A 13,930-nucleotide genomic window follows, 5' to 3' on the forward strand; every position below is an offset into this window, starting at 1 on the left:
GCATGCCCAGGAACCTTGACTACTGCTTTAATTATGCCCGATTTTGTGGGGGAAAGGTGTCCGTCCAGACTTTTGGGGTTTAAGATCACACCTTTTGGTGGTGCGCGGGAGTGGACGGCATCTGCCATTATTCGTTGTATGGCATTGGCACCAAGAATAGTGGCCCTGTGGCATTCCCGCCGGGAAACCGGTGGAGGTGCACAACCAGTCACGTCGGCGGGAGGGGAACGGGTGACACGGGGGCGTCGACAAGCTCTTTCCTGGGCCGCACGCGGCCTCGGCGCAGGCCTGGAGCTGGTCCCCGCGCTGCGGATGGCACCAACCCGGCGGCACCGAAGCCTGCCAAACACCATGCGGGCAGGCTTCCTCGGCGCAGAGATCGCCACCTGGTGGGCGCTGTCCCCCTCACTTCTACCGCGACCGTGGTGGGTAACCGCCGCCAACCTGGCGGTATGCCAGGCAGTCGGGCACGCAGTGGCGACCGCGGTGCACACCGTCACACCCTGGATGCCGCGCCTGAGCAGTCCGGCGCACGGCGCGGTCGGATCGATCACGCTGGTCACGGTACTCGTAGGGATGCGCAGGCAACGCCACCAGACCGATCTCATGGGAATCAGGAACCGCGGGCCGATGGAAACCGCGGCAGGTGTGGCGGTGGGTACCGCCGGTTATGGCGCACTGTTGGTGCTCGGTGGACTCTTCCAACATTCGGTGGGCCATCTCCGGTTGTTGGCGGCCCGGATGCTGCCCAGCTGGATCAGATGGCTGAGCTGGCCCATGTCCATCGGCCTCCTCAGTGCAGGTGTGGTGTTGCTCGGCGACCGCGTGGTGCTGCGCCGCCTGCTGGGCCATGCTGCCCGCAACGCTGAACACCTCAACAGGCTGGTCTTCCCCGGAACCTCCCAACCGTGGGAACCCGAACGCTCCGGCAGCCCGTGGTCCCATGAACGATGGGGCGCGGTTGGATCACAGGGGCGGGCGGTGTTGTCAGGTGGCCCACGGCGTGCCGACATCGCCACGGTGACAGGCCTGGACCCACGTGATGTGCGGGAACCGATCCGCCTTTTCGCCGGACTGGTGCCAGGCCACACCCGTGCGATGCAGGTGGATCTGCTGCTGCGCGAAATGCACCGCACGGGCGCCTTCCGCCGCGACACCATCGTGATCAACACCTCCACCGGCACCGGGTGGATCACCGACTGGTCCGTGGCAGCCACCGAATTCCTCACCGGAGGCAACTGCGCGACCGTATCCATGCAGTACAGCTATCTCCCGAGTGCCCTGAGTTGGTACCGGGACACCCGCGCCCCGATCCTGGCCGCACGAGACCTCACCGATGCCATCCGCACCCACCTGGACATGATCCCCGCGCCACACCGCCCCAGCCTCTACCTGGCGGGGGAATCACTCGGCGCCTATGGAACAGCCGGTGCCTACGGGGATGTGACCGAACTGCTGAACAAAGCCGACGGAGTGATCCTGTCCGGCACACCCAGGTTCAGCGATGAGATGAGATCGCTCATTGACTCACGTGCCCCGGGAACACCGGAGCGCCTGCCCACCATAGACAATGGACGCCACATCAGATTCGTGGCGGAACCGGATCACCTGAACCATGACCACCGGGGCGATCCCTACCCTGACAAATGGGAGGCACCCCGGATGATCATCGCCCAACACGCCTCCGACCCGATCGTATGGTGGGACCTGCCACTATTCATCCGCCGCCCGGAATGGCTCCGGGAACCCGGCACCCGGGGAGTAAAAGCACCATCCGCCCAGAATCTGGATGTATTCCAGAGATTACGATGGGTTCCTTTTGTCACCGGCTGGCAACTGGCACTGGATTTAGCCGTGTCGGTGGATGTTCCCGGCGGTCATGGACACAACTACCACGGGGAGTTCCTGGATTACTGGGCGGCGGTGCTGGAAGTTCCGCTGACTCCGGCGGTGAAGGAGCGGGCTGAGGCGTGGATCCGGGAGAACTCAGTGAAGCGGTGACGGCGCTGAACGGGGGTTCCATAAGGGGGCTGTATGAGGGGGGCTGCATGAGGCGCGGCTGCGCATGGGTTGTACCGGGGGTCGAATGAGCTTTTCCGGCTTTGTCGGCTTTGTCGGCTTTTCCATGCATAACGTCACAAGATTCGAGCAAAAACGAGTGGTTCTCCGGCAATTCTTGTGACGTTATGCAGGTGGCAGCAAGCACTTTGGCTCTCCAAGAGCTCCCACCCACCGGGAACCCCCTAAAATCAGACTCATGAACCAGCAGGCGATTCTCTTTGATCTGGACGGCACCCTCGTGGACCACACCAGCGCAGCCCATGCGGCGTTGACGGTGTGGTCCCCCACCATCGGTCTGGAGCCGGATTTCGAGCGGTGGATCGAATTGGATAAATGGGGTTTCGCCCGTTTCGAGCGCGGCGAAACCACCCACCTCGGGCAGCGCCGGGACCGTGTCCGCGCCTACACCGGCCGGGAGATGGACGATGCTGCCTGCGATGAGATCTACACCGGTTATCTTCGGGCCTACGAAGAGAACTGGACCGCCTACGACGATGCCCTGTCCTGTCTGGAACGGGCCCTGGCCACCGGCAATCCGGTGGGAATCCTCACCAACGGTGGTGAAGAAATGCAGCAGGAGAAACTAGACCGCACCGGTTTGAACCTCCCCGGGTTGGTCATGTTGGCCGCCACCACCCTGGATTCAGCAAAACCCCGCCCGGAGATGTATTCACGCGCCCTCGCACGCCTTGAGGCCACCACCGCCACCATCATCGGCGATGACTGGATCAACGATGTGGAAAAACCCCGCGAACTGGGTTGGACAGCCTGGTACATCGACCGCAGCGGAACCGACCCCAGAACCGATGCCACATCCCTGGATCAGGTCACCTTCGGCTGACTTCCCTGCCGGCTCGCAATAGCGCCCCTACTATGGCAGGAAACCGCACACAATCCACTGAAGGAGCACAGCATGAAAATCGGCATCATTCTCGGCAGTATCCGCAAGGGACGATTCGGTGAGGGGGTCGCTGACTGGATCATGGATCAGGTTCAGGCCCGCACTGATGACGGCGTGCAGTATGAACTGCTGGATCTCCAGGAATTCAACGTTCCCCTCCTGGAGGCTGAAACAGTTCCGGGTGCAGCCGATAAGAAGTACGACGATGAGAACGTCACCCGGTGGTCTCAGGCCATTGATTCCTGTGATGCGTTCTTGTTCATCACCCCTGAGTACAACCACGGGGTCCCCGGTGCGTTCAAGAATGCCTTCGATGTCCTGGGCATGGAGTGGTGGGGCAAGCCGGTGGGATTCGCGTCCTACGGCGCCGCTGAGGGCGTGCGTGCCGTGGAACAGTGGCGTCAGGTCGTGGGCAATTTCAACATGTACGATGTCCGCGCCCAGGTCACTTTCTCCACCTTCACTGAAAATAAAGATGGCGCCTTCACCCCGAATGAGCGTCGCCCCGGCGAGCTGGAAGGGGTGGTGGAGGCACTGCTGGAGGCGGGCAAGCGCTGATAATTCCACTTTCCACTCCCGGCCCGTGCGATACTGAGCGGTAATGAAAGCGCACGAAATCGTCATGAACTGGGTCACCGAGGAAATGAAGAGCGGTCGGCTCAGCATTGGGGATCACCTTCCCAGTGAACGCACCCTCGCGGACACCCTCGGGGTGTCCCGGAGTTCGCTCCGGGAGGCCCTCCGCGTCCTGGAGGCGCTGGGCAGCATTTCCAGCGCCACCGGTTCCGGGCCACGCGCGGGCACCATCATCACCGCCGCCCCGGAGCAGGCTTTGTCGTTATCTCTGACCCTGCAGCTGGCCACGAGCCAGGTCGGGCACCATGATGTCTATGAAACCCGCCATCTCCTGGAGGGGTGGGCGGCTCTCCACTCCGTGCCGGAGCGTGGTGATTGGACCTCAGCGGAAAAACTCCTCGACATCATGGATGATCCCGCGCTGCCATTAGCGGAGTTTCTGGCGTTCGATGCCCAGTTTCATGTGGTGCTATCCAAGTCCGCATCGAATCCGCTGATCAGCACACTCATGGATGCCCTGCGCACATCTGTTGCTGATCACACCGTGACCCGCGCGCAGGCGTTACCGGATTGGTCCACCACCGCGGCCAGGCTCCAGGTCGAGCACCGCGCCATCCTTTCAGCATTGCGGGAAGGCCGGCGCGAGGAGGCCGCAGAGCTGATCCATCGGCACATCACCGGCTACTACGAGGAAACACAGGGGTAGGTGGGCCATGGTGCGCACGTTATGGGCGGTCAGTGATCTCCACGTCACCTTCCCCGAGAACCAGGCCACGGTGGATCGCCTTGTCCCGCAGGATCTCGGTGACTGGTTGATCGTCGCGGGTGATGTGGCGGAGCGCATCCCTGATGTGGTGCGCACCCTCACCGCGCTGAAGCAGCGTTTCCACACCGTGATCTGGGTTCCCGGCAACCACGAGTTATTCAACCGCACGACCGATCGCGTCAATGGCAAGGCCCGCTACCGGGCACTGGTCGGTCAGCTGCGCGCCATCGGCGTGATCACGCCGGAAGACCCCTATCCGGTATTCGGCCGGGTGACCGTCTGCCCACTGTTCACCCTCTATGACTACTCTTTCCGCCTGCCGGGCCTCACCGCCCAGCAGGCGGTGGCGCAGGCCAAGGTAAAGCTTGACGACGAGCTCGCCATCGCCCCCTACGTCAACATCGAACAATGGTGTGCCGGGAGAATCGAGTACACCGAAGACCGACTCGATGCCATCAGGGGACCAAAGGTGTTGGTCAACCACTGGCCCCTGGTCATCGAACCCACACACCGCCTCCGATTCCAAGACATCGCCCTGTGGTGTGGCACCACCGCCACCCGTGACTGGGCCGTGAAATACAACGCCATCATGGCCATCCATGGTCACCTGCATATCCCAGCAGAAACGCGTGTGGATGGCATCAGTCACATCGAAGTGTCCCTCGGCTACCCCTTTGAGGAGCACCCACCGCATGTGCAGCGCCCATGGCCGTTTCCCGTGATGCAGATTAATTAACAGTCCAGGTTGTTCGCTCCATGGAACTGAAGAGGCCCTCCGGCGCTGGAGTATTGGGCAAGTGACAGATATGCAAAACCAAGATGGCTATAGCTCTCACCCCACACACTCGACCTGAAATGCCCCCAGGTGAGAAGTGTGGGGGTGAGTCGATCGTCGATAAGCAGTGCCTTTAGCCGTGCCACAGGAAAGCGCACCCCCTGCGCACCGCGCAACCATTGACATTAAAAGGTGAACCGCCTTACATTTTTGTGGTCAGACCACATGGTCTGGCCAAGCGGCCCCTCCCGGAAGAAATGAGGCCACCGTGACAAGCGGGTGCTCTTCGGCAGCCTCAGCAGAAGTGTCCGCATTGGTGTTCAACAAGATTTTCTTCCCCAACGGCAGTGCGATCTTCACACACACCGGTTCACACCCGTCCCAGCACAACTACCATCGCTTCTAAGCCTCTCACCAGGAAGGACCCCCACTCCCATGGTCAAACGCCAGCTGCCCAACCCATCCGAAATGCTTGAACTGATGAAGTTCAAAAAACCAGAGCTCAACGGCAGGAAACGCCGTCTGGATTCCGCGCTGACCATCTACGATCTGCGCAGCATCGCCAAGCGGCGCACCCCGGCCGCCGCCTTCGACTACACCGATGGCGCCGCGGAAGCCGAGCTGTCCATCAAACGGGCGCGTGAAGCTTTCGAGAACATCGAGTTCCACCCGGACATCCTCAAGCCGGCAGAAAATGTGGATCCCTCCACCCCGATCCTCGGTGGCCATTCCGCACTGCCGTTCGGCATCGCCCCCACCGGTTTCACCCGCCTCATGCAGACCGAAGGTGAGATCGCCGGTGCCGGTGCCGCAGGGGCAGCGGGCATCCCCTTCACGCTGTCCACACTGGGCACCACCTCCATTGAGGATGTGAAAGCCACCAACCCGCATGGCCGCAACTGGTTCCAGCTCTATGTCATGCGCGACCGTGAGATCTCCTACGGCCTGGTGGAACGTGCCGCAGCGGCCGGCTTTGACACCCTGATGTTCACCGTGGACACCCCCATCGCCGGTTACCGCATCCGGGATACCCGCAATGGTTTCTCCATCCCACCGCAGCTGACCCCCGCCACCATCCTGGACGCACTCCCCCGCCCGTGGTGGTGGATCGATTTCCTCACCACCCCGACCCTGGAATTCGCCTCCCTGTCCTCCACCGGCGGCACCGTGGGCGATCTGCTCAACTCCGCGATGGATCCCACCATCTCCTATGAGGACCTCAAGATCATCCGTGAACTGTGGCCCGGCAAACTGCTGGTCAAGGGGGTGCAGAACGTCCCCGACGCGGTCCGTCTGCTGGATGAGGGCGTAGATGGTCTCATCCTCTCCAACCACGGCGGCCGCCAGCTCGACCGCGCACCTGTCCCCTTCCACCTGCTTCCGAAGGTGCGTAAGGAGGTCGGCCCGGATGCCACCGTGATGATCGACACCGGCATCATGAACGGCGCGGACATTGTTGCCGCCGTCGCCCTCGGTGCTGATTTCACCCTCATCGGCCGCGCCTACCTCTACGGCCTCATGGCCGGCGGACGTCAGGGCGTGGACCGCGCCATCGGGATCCTGCGCACCGAGATCACCCGCACCATGGCGCTGCTCGGCGTGTCCACGCTCGACGAGCTGGAACCCCACCACGTCACCCAGCTGACCAGGCTGGTTCCGGTCTCCGAGACCACCCGGACGGCGGCGGCTGAGCTTTAAAAGAGCTTGTCGACGCCCAACAGCAAGCACCACCGGAAAAAATCCCATCGCCTGTAATGACGATGGGATTTTCCTACCCGGGGAAAAGATCAGACCTCGACCGTAACCTTATTTTCCTGATAGGCCCTGGAGGTCCGCAGGGAGGCATAACGTTCCTGATCCACCTGTTCGGAGATACCGAGGGAACGACCGGGCTTGTCCTGCAGCAACAGTGCCGCTGCGGAGGAGATGAGGAACATGATGATGAGATAGATCGATACCGAATGGGTGGTTCCGGTTGCACTGAGCAGACCCTGTGCGATCGTGGGTGCGAAAGCCCCGCCGAGGATGGCTCCGATGGCGTAGGAGATGGCCACACCGGAGAACCTGACATTTGCGGGGAAGAGCTCTGCATACCAGGATGCCTGGGGGCCGTAGGTGAATCCGAGCCCCACTGCGAAAAGGCTCATACCCAGAGTCACGAGGAGGATGTCACCGGTGTTGATGAGGAAGAACAACGGGAAGGCCATGAGCACCAGCCAGGCATAACCCAGTAGGAAGGTGGGGCGTCGCCCGATGCGGTCACTGATGATCCCGCCTGCGAGGGTGGCGAAGAACCAGACTCCGGAGGCGACGGTGACCGCCAACAGAACCGGGGTGGGATCCAGCGCCAGTGGGCCGATGGGGTTGGTGGCATAGGCGGTGAGGAATCCACCGGTGGTCATGTAACCGCCCGCATTATTACCGGCAAACAGCAGTGCCGCGCAGATGATCAGTGGCCAGTGATACTTGAACAGGGTGGCCACTGGCGCCTTGGTCTGCTCCTTGCGGTCAGCAATCTCCAGGAAGACCGGGGACTCATCCACAGAACGTCGGATGAAGTGACCGATCAGCACCAGAACAAAGCTGATCAGGAAGGGGACGCGCCAACCCCATTCCAGGAAGGCGTCGCCCGGCGCGATCACACCGGTCATCAGGGCGAAAACCCCAGATGCCAGCAGCATACCCAGGGGCACACCAAGCTGGGGGTAGGTTCCTGCCAGGCCACGACTCTTGGCCGGGGAGTGTTCCACAGCCATGAGGGCTGCTCCACCCCATTCGCCACCTGCGGAGATTCCCTGGATGATGCGCAGCAGAATCAACAGGATCGGGGCCGCGATACCGACCATGGCGTAGGTGGGCAAAAGACCGATCAAGGTGGTGGCTGCACCCATGAGGACCAGGGTTCCCACCAATACCGCCCTGCGCCCATAACGGTCACCGAGATGCCCTGCGAGGAAAGCGCCCAGGGGGCGGAAGAGGAAACTGATGCCGACGGAAACGAAGGAGAGAATCAGGGCGAATTGCGGTCCGGCGGGTTGGAACATGATTTGGGAGAACACCAGGCCTGCAGCCTGTGCGTAGATGAAAAAGTCATACCACTCAACAGTGGTACCGGCAATGGTGGCGAACGCTACGCGACGTTGAGAGGTCGGCTTAGCCGTGGTGGATGTAACAGTCATGACAGACTTCCTTTTAGGAGGAGATGGCAGGAACAGCGCGGGAATGGGCTTTGAGGGTGAAACCGGTGGCACCGGCCACTTCACGGGTCAGTGGCAGGGGTTGGGAGAGGATCTTGCGGGCCGCCATGTGATCGGCCGGGGAATTCACTGATTCGACAGCCACCAGCTCATCGAAGTCATCGAAGATCAATACTGAGAATTTCTTGTTCTCCGGGCTACCGAGCAGCAACGGTTCACCATGACTGTGCGGACGCAGACCGGCGATCTGGAGTTTGGCATCACCCTGATGCGACCAGAACCAGGGCAGTGCGTCATACCCTTCCAGCGGCAGGAGGTTGTTTGACGCCACCAGGTTCCGGGCGAGAAGTCGACCCTGGTCCGTGGCATTCTGTACGGATTCAAGGCGCTGGCGGGAGGGGAGGACAGCGCAATCCCCCAGGGCCCAGATACCCGGGATGTTGGTGCGCAGGTGGTCATCCACGCAGACACCGTTATTGAGCTCCAACCCGGAACCTTCGAGAAATTCAACATTGGGCAATGCACCGATGCCCACCACCACGAGATCAGCTGGATAGCGCTGACCGGTGTCACTGATCACCACATCCACACATCCTGCAGAACCCTCAAAGGAGGACGCGGACGCCCCATCCACCAGGTGCACCCCACGGTCGCGGTGATACCTGCTGAACCATTCCGAGACTGATGCACTGACCGACCTGGCCATGGGTGCCTGGCATCCGGACAGCACCGTCACCTCGATCCCGAGTTTGACAGCTGCCGCCGCCACCTCCAGTCCGATGAATCCGGCGCCGACCACCACGATGCGGCGTGCGGATGCCAGCTCGGTTCTCAAACCCCGGGCATCGTCGAGGGTCCGGACGTGGTGGATGCCTTCCAGGTGCGAGCCAGGGATGTTCATTTCACGTGCCCGCGTGCCGGTGGCGATCACCAGCTGGGAATAGTGGAGCTGCCCACCCTCCTCCAGGTGGACGGTGTGGGTGGCAGGTTCGATGCCCGATACAGCGGCATTATGCAGGAGTTCAATCTGGTTTTCCCTGTAGAAGTCCTCACCACGCAGGGGCAGGACCGGTGTGCTCTCATCAGCGGTGAGAAAATCCTTCGACAGCTGGGGACGTTGGTAGGGGAGGATCTTCTCGGGGTTAAGCACAGCTACCTGACCGCGGTAACCTTCGGCGCGCAGGGAATCCGCAACCTGCACTCCGGCCTGGCCGGCACCGATGATGAGAATCGGGTTCTGATCAGTCATGACATATCCCTTCCCTATACCTGCGTGGCCGGCAGGGTCACCTGGACGGAATCCAGGTATCCAGGACCAACCTTGATCTGGCAACCGAGCCGGCTGCGCTGTTCATCGCGTTCGGATGAGGTCACCTCCAGCATTTCCTCCTCGTCCTCTGACATTTCTGGAAGCTGGTCCAAAAACTCATCATCGACGTAGACATGGCACGTGGCACACATAGCCTGACCACCACATTCGCCGACGATTCCGGGGACGCTATTGGCCAGGGCGGCCTGCATGACGGAGGTTTCGGTAGAGACATCGACATCCCTCTGGGTGCCGTTTGGAAGGGTGTAGGTGATGGTGGACATGGCTGTTGATTCCTTTACTTCTCTGGTGCTTCGGATGGTGGTGTCAAAGATGGGAGGGGTTAGGCATTCCAGGTCAGTGGCAGGCTGGTCATTCCGCGGAAGACCCAACCGCCCTCACGTGCCGGTTGCCCAGGGTCCAGCGCCAGCCCGTCGAATTCACGGAAGAGTCGTGGCACTGCGATCTGAGCGACCATGGTCTTGGCAATCCAGGCACCGGCACAGAAGTGGATTCCGGACCCGAAACCAAGGTGTGGGAGCTTCTCGCGGTGGATATCAAAGCTCTCCGGGTTGGAGAACTGGGCTGGATCCCGGTTGGCGGCCCCCACGTTGATGCCCAGGCGCGCCCCGGCTGGCAGGTGGATGCCTTCCAGGGTGACGTCCTGTTTCACCTGCCGGGAGTACATTCCGATCGGTGCAACCCATCGCACTGATTCATCAAAGGCACGCAGCCACAGTGATTCATCTGCACGGACCGCTGCGGCCTGCTCCGGGTTGGAGAGCAGGGCCCAGGTCAAGGTGCCAATCACATCGCGGGGCTCATTGAGTCCGCCACCGATGGTCATCTTGATATTGGCGCGCAGGTTGGTCATCTCCATTCCATAGGCGAACACCTGAGACAACAGAGTGTGGTTCGGGTTCTCCTTCAGGCGGGGCATCATCTCATAGATGGCCTCATCCACCTCGTTGAATGCTTGTTCACTGCGTGCCCAGACCTCGGGATCATCGGCATAGTTGCCAGTCCCGTCGATCAGTGCCTGAGACCAGCGCTGCAGGTCCTGCTGGGTGATATTTTCAAAACCCAGGATCGCGCGGAGATTTTCCGCTGCGAGGGGAGCAGCAAATTCGGTGTGTAGATCCGCCCCCGGCCCCAGCGCACGGTAGTGATCCAGGTAGGTGGTGGTGTTGCGTTCGAAAATGTCCGTCCAGGTGCTCTTGATGGCCTTGGGTTTGAGCACGTTGCCATAACCTTGACGGTCATAGGTATGCTCCGGGTCATCCTTGCGCAACATGGAATGCCCCATCGCGCGCTTCATCAGGGAGCCCTGCTCATCAGCGGTGAAATTCTCCATGTCGTGATCAATGTGCTGGCATGCGGAGTAACCGACCACCAGGTAACGGTTGATTGCCGGCACCCAGTGGATGGGTGCCTCCTCACGGAGTCGGCGGTAGATGGGGTACGGATCGTTGTAGAGGTCTGCAATGGTGACCCAATCTGCAACAGGTGCTGTTGTGCCTGTGGTGACGGGGGTTGCGGTGTTGGTGGTCATGAGAATCTCCCTGATTTTTATCGATGAATGGTGGTGGCCTGGATACCGTCAGCCACTCTGGAAATAGTGTCCTGAACTTCAACTGGAACCTATTGTGAAGCAACACACAACCACGGGTCAAACGTATAAATCCGACTAAGATCATCGATAAAATCGTGGAATGAAAGGTGGGAACCATGTCCGTCCCCTTCACCTACCGCCAACTGGAAGCCTTCATCGCCGTCGCACGGGCAGGCAGTATCGCCAACGGGGCCATTGACCTGATGAGCTCCCCCTCTGCGGTCTCCTCCGCCATCACCGAATTGGAGAAAGGCCTGGGTGTAACCCTCTTTGAAAGAAGAAGATCCAAGGGAATGCAGCTGACCACCCATGGAGAACATCTACGGGACAAGGCACTACACCTCCTGGAAGATGCCCAGGCCGCCGTTCTTGCGGTCTCGGAAACCTCCCAGGAACTCCATGGAACCATCAGGTTGGGCTGCTATTCATCGCTTTCTGCAGCCCTGCTCCCCATGATCCTGGCCCGTTTTTCCAAAGCCCACCCCCACGTGAATTTCAAGCTCCAAAGCGGCAGCCAGTCCGAACTCAATGAGATGTTTGACAAGGGCGAGATCGACATCGCCCTCACCTACAACCGGTTCCTGAGCGCCGATCTGAAATTCCGCTCCATCCAGCGCCGCTACCCCTACGTGCTGCTGGCCAAAGGTCACCCCCTGGCACGCAAGGCCACCATCACGCTCAAGGAACTGGCGGAGGATAATTTCATCCTGCTCGATGTCAACCCCAGCCGGGAAAACACCCTGAGCTGGTTCGAAAACGCCGGGGTGAGCCCGAAAACCGCCTGGGAGATAAAGGAGGCTGCCCTGGCCCGCGCTCTTGTGGGCGCGGGACTCGGATACACCATCCTGCTACAGGCCTATGGACACAACCTCACCGTAGACGGCTCCGAGGTGGTATCCATTCCCCTGTCTCCCCGACCCACCCCGATTGATATCTTTCTCGCCTGGCGCACCCTCCCCTCCGGAGAGCCCCGCCGCATCCAGGTTTTTATCGATTATGTGACTGAAACCCTCAAGAGTTTCAGTGCCGCCTCACCGGGGAACCAGCATTAACAACCGGAGGGAGCAGGCAGTGTCCGGGGATCGGATGGACCTGCCCCCTGTTGGACAGAAGCGGAAGATTCAGAAGTTTCAGCAGTTTCAGCAGGAAAGGTGACCGCTTCCGCCGATCACAGGCGCAGACTACTCCCTCACTCCACAGGGAATACCGGTGGAGTGATGCGGGCAGTAACCATCGGGGTTCTTGTCCAGGTACTGCTGGTGATAGTCCTCAGCGAGGTAGTAGTCCTCCGGTGCGATGACGCCGATTTCAGTGGTGATCTCCCCGAAACCGTGTGATTTCAGGTCTTCACCATAGGCGGAGACAATCTTGCGGATGGTGTCCACATCCTCCTCGGTTTCCGCGAAGTAGGCGGAGCGGTACTGGGTGCCCACATCGTTGCCCTGGCGGTAGCCCTGTGTGGGATCGTGCGCCTCCAGACCCATGGCAACCAATTCACCGAGACTCACCTTCTCCGGATCGTAGACCACCTCCACGATCTCGGTGTGGCCGGTGCGCCCGGAGCAGACCTCGCGGTAGGTCGGATTCGGGGTGAAACCACCGGCATAACCTGCGGAGGTGGATTCCACACCGTCCACCTGCCAGTACATCTGCTCCACACCCCAGAAACAGCCCAAACCGATCCAGACGCGCTTCTGCCCCTCTTTCCAGGGGCCGGTCACCGGGGTACCCAGAACGGTGTGGGGTTGCGGTGATTCCAGGACAGGATGCCGTCCACCCTTGAGGGCTTCCTCAGGCGTCACCATCACCGGCTCGGGGGAGAAAAACCATGCCATCGTGAAGTTCCTTCCATAGAGGGTTTTGTGGTTGCGACTCTACTCCCCCACAACCATGAATTCCGCTGCGCTATTCCCTGTTGGTGGCATCCATTGACTGCAATAAATAAATAGGATTTGCATAAAAGTCGTTGCTTTATCAACAAAATCGCCTATAATTGTTTGCTAGCGGCATCACCCATGTGGAGGGCACTCGCTGACGAGTTGCCAAAATCTGTATATGCTCGGTGCCGAACCCAATGAAAGGAAACAACATGGCTGTTTACGAACTTCCAGAACTTGATTACGCATACGACGCTCTCGAGCCACACATCGCGGCTGAGATCATGGAGCTCCACCACTCCAAGCACCACGCAACCTACGTAGGTGGCGCAAACGCCGCCCTCGAAGCACTCGAGAAGGCACGCGAGGAGGGCACCAACCCGGACCAGATCCGCGCGCTCTCCAAGAACCTTGCGTTCAACCTGGGTGGACACACCAACCACTCCGTTTTCTGGAAGAACCTTTCCCCGAACGGTGGCGGCGAGCCTACCGGTGAGCTGGCTGAGGCCATCAACCGCGACTTCGGTTCTTTCGCCAAGTTCCAGGACCACTTCAACTCTGCCGCCCTCGGCCTGCAGGGTTCCGGCTGGGCCGTTCTGGGCTATGACCACATCGCAGGTCGCCTCGTCATCGAGCAGCTGACCGATCAGCAGGGCAACATCTCCATCGACATCACCCCACTGCTGATGCTCGACATGTGGGAGCACGCCTTCTACCTGCAGTACAAGAACGTCAAGGCTGATTACGTCAAGGCAGTCTGGAACGTCTTCAACTGGGACGACGTTGCACAGCGTTTCGCATCTGCATCCAAGTAACCACTGACCCCTCGGATCTCTGAGGGCCATGGTGAACAAAA

13 protein-coding genes are annotated in these 13,930 nt (G+C 60.4%); 8 read left to right on the top strand and 5 right to left on the bottom strand.

Translation table 11 applies throughout. The annotated features are described in order from the left end of the window. Positions 1-138 precede the first annotated feature (138 nt). From CFAEC_RS12670 to CFAEC_RS12695, 6 genes are all read left to right on the top strand, one after another. On the top strand, positions 139-2,001 hold the full coding sequence (locus CFAEC_RS12670; protein WP_290277374.1) for an alpha/beta-hydrolase family protein: 1,863 nt from the start codon (positions 139-141) through the stop codon (positions 1,999-2,001). A 256-nt stretch (positions 2,002-2,257) separates the two neighbouring features. Next, complete coding sequence (locus tag CFAEC_RS12675) at positions 2,258-2,902, top strand: HAD family hydrolase (protein WP_290277377.1); 645 nt, start codon at positions 2,258-2,260, stop codon at positions 2,900-2,902. A gap of 72 nt (positions 2,903-2,974) precedes the next feature. Further along, positions 2,975-3,520 carry an NADPH-dependent FMN reductase gene (locus CFAEC_RS12680; RefSeq protein ID WP_290277379.1) on the top strand — a complete coding sequence of 182 codons (546 nt, stop codon included), beginning with the start codon at positions 2,975-2,977 and terminating at the stop codon, positions 3,518-3,520. Between the two features lie 43 nt (positions 3,521-3,563). Further along, positions 3,564-4,244 (top strand): FadR/GntR family transcriptional regulator, encoded by a 681-nt coding sequence (locus CFAEC_RS12685; protein ID WP_290277381.1) that lies wholly within the window; start codon positions 3,564-3,566, stop codon positions 4,242-4,244. Positions 4,245-4,251: 7 nt separating this feature from the next. After that, positions 4,252-5,040, top strand: coding sequence for a metallophosphoesterase family protein (locus CFAEC_RS12690; RefSeq protein ID WP_290277383.1), 789 nt, complete (start codon positions 4,252-4,254; stop codon positions 5,038-5,040). Between the two features lie 474 nt (positions 5,041-5,514). Further along, positions 5,515-6,777, top strand: coding sequence for an alpha-hydroxy acid oxidase (locus CFAEC_RS12695; protein ID WP_290277385.1), 1,263 nt, complete (start codon positions 5,515-5,517; stop codon positions 6,775-6,777). An 89-nt stretch (positions 6,778-6,866) separates the two neighbouring features. On the opposite strand, the gene CFAEC_RS12700 is transcribed toward CFAEC_RS12695, so the two are convergent. From CFAEC_RS12700 to CFAEC_RS12715, 4 genes are read right to left on the bottom strand one after another with little or no spacing between them, the layout of a single operon-like run. After that, on the bottom strand, positions 6,867-8,258 hold the full coding sequence (locus CFAEC_RS12700) for an MFS transporter (RefSeq protein ID WP_290277386.1): 1,392 nt from the start codon (positions 8,256-8,258) through the stop codon (positions 6,867-6,869). 13 nt (positions 8,259-8,271) lie between these two features. Then, positions 8,272-9,525 (bottom strand): NAD(P)/FAD-dependent oxidoreductase, encoded by a 1,254-nt coding sequence (locus CFAEC_RS12705; RefSeq protein ID WP_290277388.1) that lies wholly within the window; start codon positions 9,523-9,525, stop codon positions 8,272-8,274. 14 nt (positions 9,526-9,539) lie between these two features. Beyond that, a complete protein-coding gene (locus CFAEC_RS12710) occupies positions 9,540-9,869 on the bottom strand; it encodes a 2Fe-2S iron-sulfur cluster-binding protein (protein ID WP_290277389.1) in 330 nt (109 codons plus the stop codon). A 59-nt stretch (positions 9,870-9,928) separates the two neighbouring features. Then, entirely contained in the window at positions 9,929-11,137 is a 1,209-nt protein-coding gene (locus CFAEC_RS12715) for a cytochrome P450 (protein WP_290277390.1), read from the bottom strand. 176 nt (positions 11,138-11,313) lie between these two features. Here CFAEC_RS12715 and CFAEC_RS12720 point away from each other — a divergent pair, with 176 nt between their 5' ends. Continuing rightward, positions 11,314-12,249, top strand: a complete 936-nt coding sequence (locus CFAEC_RS12720; protein WP_290277392.1) for a LysR family transcriptional regulator — start codon at positions 11,314-11,316, stop codon at positions 12,247-12,249. 129 nt (positions 12,250-12,378) lie between these two features. Here CFAEC_RS12720 and msrA read toward each other — a convergent pair whose 3' ends face one another. After that, a complete protein-coding gene (msrA, locus tag CFAEC_RS12725; RefSeq protein WP_290277393.1) occupies positions 12,379-13,032 on the bottom strand; it encodes a peptide-methionine (S)-S-oxide reductase MsrA in 654 nt (217 codons plus the stop codon). Positions 13,033-13,286: 254 nt separating this feature from the next. Between msrA and CFAEC_RS12730 the strand changes: the two genes are divergently transcribed. Then, on the top strand, positions 13,287-13,889 hold the full coding sequence (locus tag CFAEC_RS12730) for a superoxide dismutase (protein WP_290277395.1): 603 nt from the start codon (positions 13,287-13,289) through the stop codon (positions 13,887-13,889). The last annotated feature ends 41 nt before the right edge of the window (positions 13,890-13,930 follow it).

It is taken from the genome of Corynebacterium faecale, assembly GCF_030408735.1.
GTDB classification, from domain to species: domain Bacteria; phylum Actinomycetota; class Actinomycetes; order Mycobacteriales; family Mycobacteriaceae; genus Corynebacterium; species Corynebacterium faecale.

What these genes read in the sequence shown, in the direction of transcription:
- CFAEC_RS12680 (WP_290277379.1), top strand. Translation starts at nt 2,975, where the DNA reads ATGAAAATCGGCATCATTCTCGGCAGTATCCGCAAGGGACGATTCGGT.
- CFAEC_RS12715 (WP_290277390.1), bottom strand. Translation starts at nt 11,137, where the DNA reads ATGACCACCAACACCGCAACCCCCGTCACCACAGGCACAACAGCACCT.
- CFAEC_RS12690 (WP_290277383.1), top strand. Translation starts at nt 4,252, where the DNA reads ATGGTGCGCACGTTATGGGCGGTCAGTGATCTCCACGTCACCTTCCCC.
- CFAEC_RS12730 (WP_290277395.1), top strand. Translation starts at nt 13,287, where the DNA reads ATGGCTGTTTACGAACTTCCAGAACTTGATTACGCATACGACGCTCTC.
- CFAEC_RS12685 (WP_290277381.1), top strand. Translation starts at nt 3,564, where the DNA reads ATGAAAGCGCACGAAATCGTCATGAACTGGGTCACCGAGGAAATGAAG.
- CFAEC_RS12700 (WP_290277386.1), bottom strand. Translation starts at nt 8,258, where the DNA reads ATGACTGTTACATCCACCACGGCTAAGCCGACCTCTCAACGTCGCGTA.
- CFAEC_RS12695 (WP_290277385.1), top strand. Translation starts at nt 5,515, where the DNA reads ATGGTCAAACGCCAGCTGCCCAACCCATCCGAAATGCTTGAACTGATG.
- CFAEC_RS12670 (WP_290277374.1), top strand. Translation starts at nt 139, where the DNA reads ATGGCATTGGCACCAAGAATAGTGGCCCTGTGGCATTCCCGCCGGGAA.
- msrA (WP_290277393.1), bottom strand. Translation starts at nt 13,032, where the DNA reads ATGGCATGGTTTTTCTCCCCCGAGCCGGTGATGGTGACGCCTGAGGAA.
- CFAEC_RS12675 (WP_290277377.1), top strand. Translation starts at nt 2,258, where the DNA reads ATGAACCAGCAGGCGATTCTCTTTGATCTGGACGGCACCCTCGTGGAC.
- CFAEC_RS12720 (WP_290277392.1), top strand. Translation starts at nt 11,314, where the DNA reads ATGTCCGTCCCCTTCACCTACCGCCAACTGGAAGCCTTCATCGCCGTC.
- CFAEC_RS12705 (WP_290277388.1), bottom strand. Translation starts at nt 9,525, where the DNA reads ATGACTGATCAGAACCCGATTCTCATCATCGGTGCCGGCCAGGCCGGA.
- CFAEC_RS12710 (WP_290277389.1), bottom strand. Translation starts at nt 9,869, where the DNA reads ATGTCCACCATCACCTACACCCTTCCAAACGGCACCCAGAGGGATGTC.